Raw genomic sequence first — 4,170 nt, forward strand, 5'->3', positions numbered from 1 at the left:
GGGGGGGGGGGGCCGGCCGCGCCCCCGGAGCTGTCGCCGGCGGCGCGGGCGGCCATCTCGGCGGCGGACGTCGTGCTCATCGCCCCCTCGAACCCCGTCGTCTCGATCGGCCGGATCCTGCAGGTGCGCGGGGTCGCCGACGCCGTGCGCGATGTCGACGGTCCGATCGTCGGCGTGTCTCCTCTCATCGACGGCGCCGCGGTCCGCGGCATGGCGACGGAGTGCCTGCGGGCGATCGGCGTCGATGTGACGGCCGCGGCCGTGGCCCGGCACTACGGAGCCCGCCGCTATGGCGGCCTGCTGGATCAGTGGCTCGTCGACACCGCAGACGCGGTTGCGATCCCCGGACTGCACGATGCCGGCATCCCCACGCGCGCTGTCCCCCTCCTCATGAGAGACGCAGCGGCCGCCAGGCGGCTCGCCGGACACGCTCTGACGGCGGTGGGCGTCACCGGCATCGTGTGACCGCGGGGGCTCGCGCTCAGCCTGCCCTCTCCTCCGCGCTGCGCTTCCCAGCGGCGAAGGCCTCGGCGGTCCCTGTGGAGAACAGATCGTCCTCCAGCGGGCGGATGAGCGCGGCTCCGCCGGGAGGAGCCTCTGCTGTCACGAGATGCGCGAGCCCGCGCACGACGGCGACCGGCGTTCCTCCGGTCTTGCCCTTCACGAGGTCGGCAGCGGCGGCGATCTCGTCTCCGACGGCCGGCGCCGTCACGCTCAGCGTGCGTCCATTGGCATCCGCCGTCCCCGCCAGATCGACCATCACGGCCACGCCGGCCGCTCCGATCGCGACGTCCGTCTGTCCCAGGCGCCACGGGCGACCGAACGTGTCGGAGACGATCACCCCCACCTCGATCCCCAGCATGTCGCGCACCCCGTTCCGCAGCCGGAGCGCAGAGGCGTCTGGATCCTCCGGAAGCAGCAGCACCACGTCATCGTCCACGTTGCTCGCGTCGACACCCGCGGCGGCCATCACCAGACCGTTGCGGTTCTGCACGATGCGCGTCACGCCTCCGGGATGCGCGCGCTCGGCGACGACCCGGACGGTCTCCTGCGCGATCACCTCGTCCCTCGTCGTGGCCGCGACCGTCCGGCCCTCCGCCTTCGAGACGATCTTGCTCGTCACCACCAGGATGTCGCCGGTGTGCACGCGACCTTCTGCGGCGTGCCGGATGATCTCGACGAGGTCGTCGCCCGCACGGATCTCCGGAATCCCCTCGAGCGCGAAGACGGTCAGGACGGGAGAGGACACGGGGCATGCTCCTTTGCAGATGCTCTGAACCGAGAATAGCAACGGCGAATCGATATCTGCCCGTCGTGATGGGCTCATCCTCGGATGAATGGGTCCTGATGCAGTCGGTGCCCTGGGGCGGAACATTCTTGCTCGTCATGAAGGGCGAGCCTCGGGGGCCGTCCCGCCCGATCGGGGCAATGCAAGAGGACCGTCACTGCAATGTCGCCGACGCGGCGGCCCGAGTGGCGGAAGGCTCGGCGATCGGGTCGGTATGGAACCTGGACCAGTGCTCCTCATCCTGTGACTACGGACGCCTGGACGTGGCCGAGGGTCTTGGCGCACTAGGGCGCGGAAGCGTTCAGGCTACGGGCGCCAATCTCGAACGGGACGCTAGCGGCGTCGAGGGCCCGGTCGTTGCGTTGCATGGCGGGCAGCTGGGCTTGGTGTAGCCGTTGATCACGGTCATGGTGGTTGGGTGATCATGTGGCCGACCGATCTCGCGGCTTGCTTCTCCCTATACTCCCCGCGCGAAGCGTTACTGCTGCGTTACCGCGAGAGCCCATCGCCGCAAGACGAAGGCCCCGCTTCCCTATGTTTCCAAGGGAGTCGGGGCCTTCGTGGTGGCGGTGACGGTGGGATTTGAACCCACGGTAGGGGGTTACCCTACACAACTTTTCGAGAGTTGCACCTTCGGCCGCTCGGACACGTCACCGCGGAATAGCTTACGCGACGCGGGGCCCGCACGCGAATCGAGACCCGCATGTCACCAGGCGGCGGCGACCTCGGCGTGCGTGCGCAGGATGCCCTCGGTCGATCCCGCGGGCGCGCGCCCGATGCCGCACTCGGTCGCGACCCCGAACTCGGTGGCGAACGGAGTCGCGGCGGCGACGCGACGGGCGGCGCCCTCCACCCCGTCCTCGCGGTGCACGAGGCCCAGGTAGAGCTCGCCGACCGGGGCGAGGCCTGTGAGCGGGGCGAAGTAGGCCTCGTCGTCGTGGTCGATCGGCACCGGCAGGTGCAGCCACGTGAGCGGACGGGCGGATGCCACCACCACGGCGTTCGCGTAGCGGACCAGGTTCGCGGCGTCGCGCGGCTCGAAGAAGTGCTTCTCCCCCGCGTCGCCGTAGCAGAGGTGCACACCCACCTCGACGTCGGCGGGCACCGCGTCGACCAGTGCGGCCAGGCGCGAGACCAGACCGTCGAACGGGTCGCCGGGCCACCACGCCTCCATGACCGCTCCGTAGCCCGCGGCGCGCTCGATGATGCCCATCTCGCTCGCGACGTCCCACTGCACCGCGAGGTCCTCGTGCGGGATGGCCTCGAGGATCTCGTCGAGCTCGCGCAGGATCGCGGCGGTGTAGACGGGCTCGATCGCGGCGCGGTCATCGCCGTGGAAGAAGGAGGAGATCACGGCGAGCGGCGTCGGCAGCGACACCTGGAACCGCACGCCGGCGGGCACCGTGCCCTCGGCCCGCAGCCGCTCGAACACCGCATACGACTCGATCGCGGCGGCGGCGTACCCCAGCGGCGGCATCTCGATGCTCGCGGCATCCACTCCCTCGGCGATGCGCAGGCCGCGGGCGTCGATGCCGGCGGGGAACGGGATTGGTTCGTCGCCTGTGCGCTCGATGCCCTCGGCCTCACCGATCACGTCGGGCTGGAACATGATCCAGTGGAACCGCTTGCCGACCTCGCCGTCCGGAATGCGACGGAGCCGGGTGCCGAGCAGTTCCGCAGCGGTGCGGATCGTGGTCTCGGCATCGTCGTAATTCACGCTGCCCACGAGGAGGGCACCCTGCGGCTGAGTCATACTCCTCAGGATATCGACGCTCCCGTCGGGCCTTTTCCCCGGCGAGACCCCCACGCTGCGATGGGCATTCGAGTTAGGATGGCCTAAGAACCCGCCGCCTGTGGGGGCAGCGATGACGGGAAGGTATTCATCATGGGCTTCATCACGTCCGAGGCGCTGTCCGAGACCGGCTACGTGGTCCTCGACGACCACACCTCCGCCACGGATCCCGCCGAATGGTTGGGCCTGGAGTACGTCGGCTGGCGCTCCTCCGGCATCACGCGCTTCGCCCCGCTCACCAGCTATGCCGGCGACGTCGACTGCAACGGCTTCTGGAACCACACCCCGCCGCGCACCGACAAGGATGGCGTCTGGGTCGCCTCGCAGGTCGCAGTCGCCCCGACGCTCCAACGCCGGGCACAGGAGCCGGGCGCCGGCATCGGCCGCTGCCGCGTGATCGAGCTGCAGCCGAACGAGTACGCCGACGCGATCTACAACCTGCACCAGGACGACAACAACCGCCTCAACGAAGAGGGCACCGGCTGGGTCGTCCGCGGGTTCTTCAACCTCTCCGACGACACCGAGTCGATGCTGATCCTGCGCGCCGACCGTTTCGATCCGGCGACCGAGATCCGCCTGCCGCTGCGCGCCGGCTCGCGCATCATCGTCGACACCCAGCGCTTCTGGCACGCGGTCTGGCACCGCGGCACCGCCCCGCGGTACGCGCTCATCACGTCATGGACCAGCGGCCCCGAGCTCGACGCCTACATCGCCGCCAACCACGGCGACCCGCACCCGAAGACCGTCGACCTCGACCCGCAGTTCGTCGACGATGCGCAGGTCGAGCTGCACCGCCGCATCGAGGAGCGCCGTCGCGCGTTCGAGGCTCAGGGCATCGTGATGGAACCGCCCGTCGACATGAACGTCTGAGGCGACGGCCCGCGGGTCTCCCCACAGGTTCCTTCTCGCTGCCCCTCAGATCGTGCGGCCGTCGTGAATCCGCACCACGCGGTCGACCGTCCCCTCGGGAGGCGCCACGTGCGAGATCAGCAGCACCGACTGCTCCCCCGCGGCCTGCAGCAGATCACGCAGCAGGGCATTCGATGCTTCCGGATCGACCCCCGCCGTCGGCTCGTCGAGCACCAGCACG

At 69.9% G+C, this 4,170-nt stretch carries 4 protein-coding genes and 1 tRNA gene; 2 read left to right on the plus strand and 3 right to left on the minus strand.

All coding sequences use genetic code 11. From position 1 onward, the window contains the following. Nucleotides 1-465, plus strand: a 465-nt coding sequence (locus B2869_RS08475; protein WP_292765036.1) for a 2-phospho-L-lactate transferase CofD family protein, incomplete at its 5' end; no start/stop codon positions are given. Nucleotides 466-481: 16 nt separating this feature from the next. Here B2869_RS08475 and B2869_RS08480 read toward each other — a convergent pair. The 3 genes from B2869_RS08480 to B2869_RS08490 all read right to left on the minus strand — a co-directional run bounded on the left by B2869_RS08480 (nucleotide 482) and on the right by B2869_RS08490 (nucleotide 3,041). Continuing rightward, a complete protein-coding gene (locus tag B2869_RS08480) occupies nucleotides 482-1,249 on the minus strand; it encodes a coenzyme F420-0:L-glutamate ligase (RefSeq protein WP_292765039.1) in 768 nt (255 codons plus the stop codon). 603 nt (nucleotides 1,250-1,852) lie between these two features. After that, a tRNA-Ser gene (locus B2869_RS08485) sits at nucleotides 1,853-1,943 on the minus strand. 51 nt (nucleotides 1,944-1,994) lie between these two features. Beyond that, nucleotides 1,995-3,041, minus strand: a complete 1,047-nt coding sequence (locus B2869_RS08490) for a hypothetical protein (protein WP_292765042.1) — start codon at nucleotides 3,039-3,041, stop codon at nucleotides 1,995-1,997. A gap of 132 nt (nucleotides 3,042-3,173) precedes the next feature. Between B2869_RS08490 and B2869_RS08495 the strand changes: the two genes are divergently transcribed. After that, entirely contained in the window at nucleotides 3,174-3,950 is a 777-nt protein-coding gene (locus tag B2869_RS08495; protein WP_021201304.1) for a hypothetical protein, read from the plus strand. The last annotated feature ends 220 nt before the right edge of the window (nucleotides 3,951-4,170 follow it).

Origin of the sequence: Microbacterium sp. UBA3486, assembly GCF_002377845.1 — a bacterium.
GTDB lineage: Bacteria > Actinomycetota > Actinomycetes > Actinomycetales > Microbacteriaceae > Microbacterium > Microbacterium maritypicum_A.

Excerpts from the sequence above, each read along its gene's own strand:
- B2869_RS08490 (WP_292765042.1), bottom strand. The coding sequence starts at position 3,041 with ATGACTCAGCCGCAGGGTGCCCTCCTCGTGGGCAGCGTGAATTACGAC.
- B2869_RS08495 (WP_021201304.1), top strand. The coding sequence starts at position 3,174 with ATGGGCTTCATCACGTCCGAGGCGCTGTCCGAGACCGGCTACGTGGTC.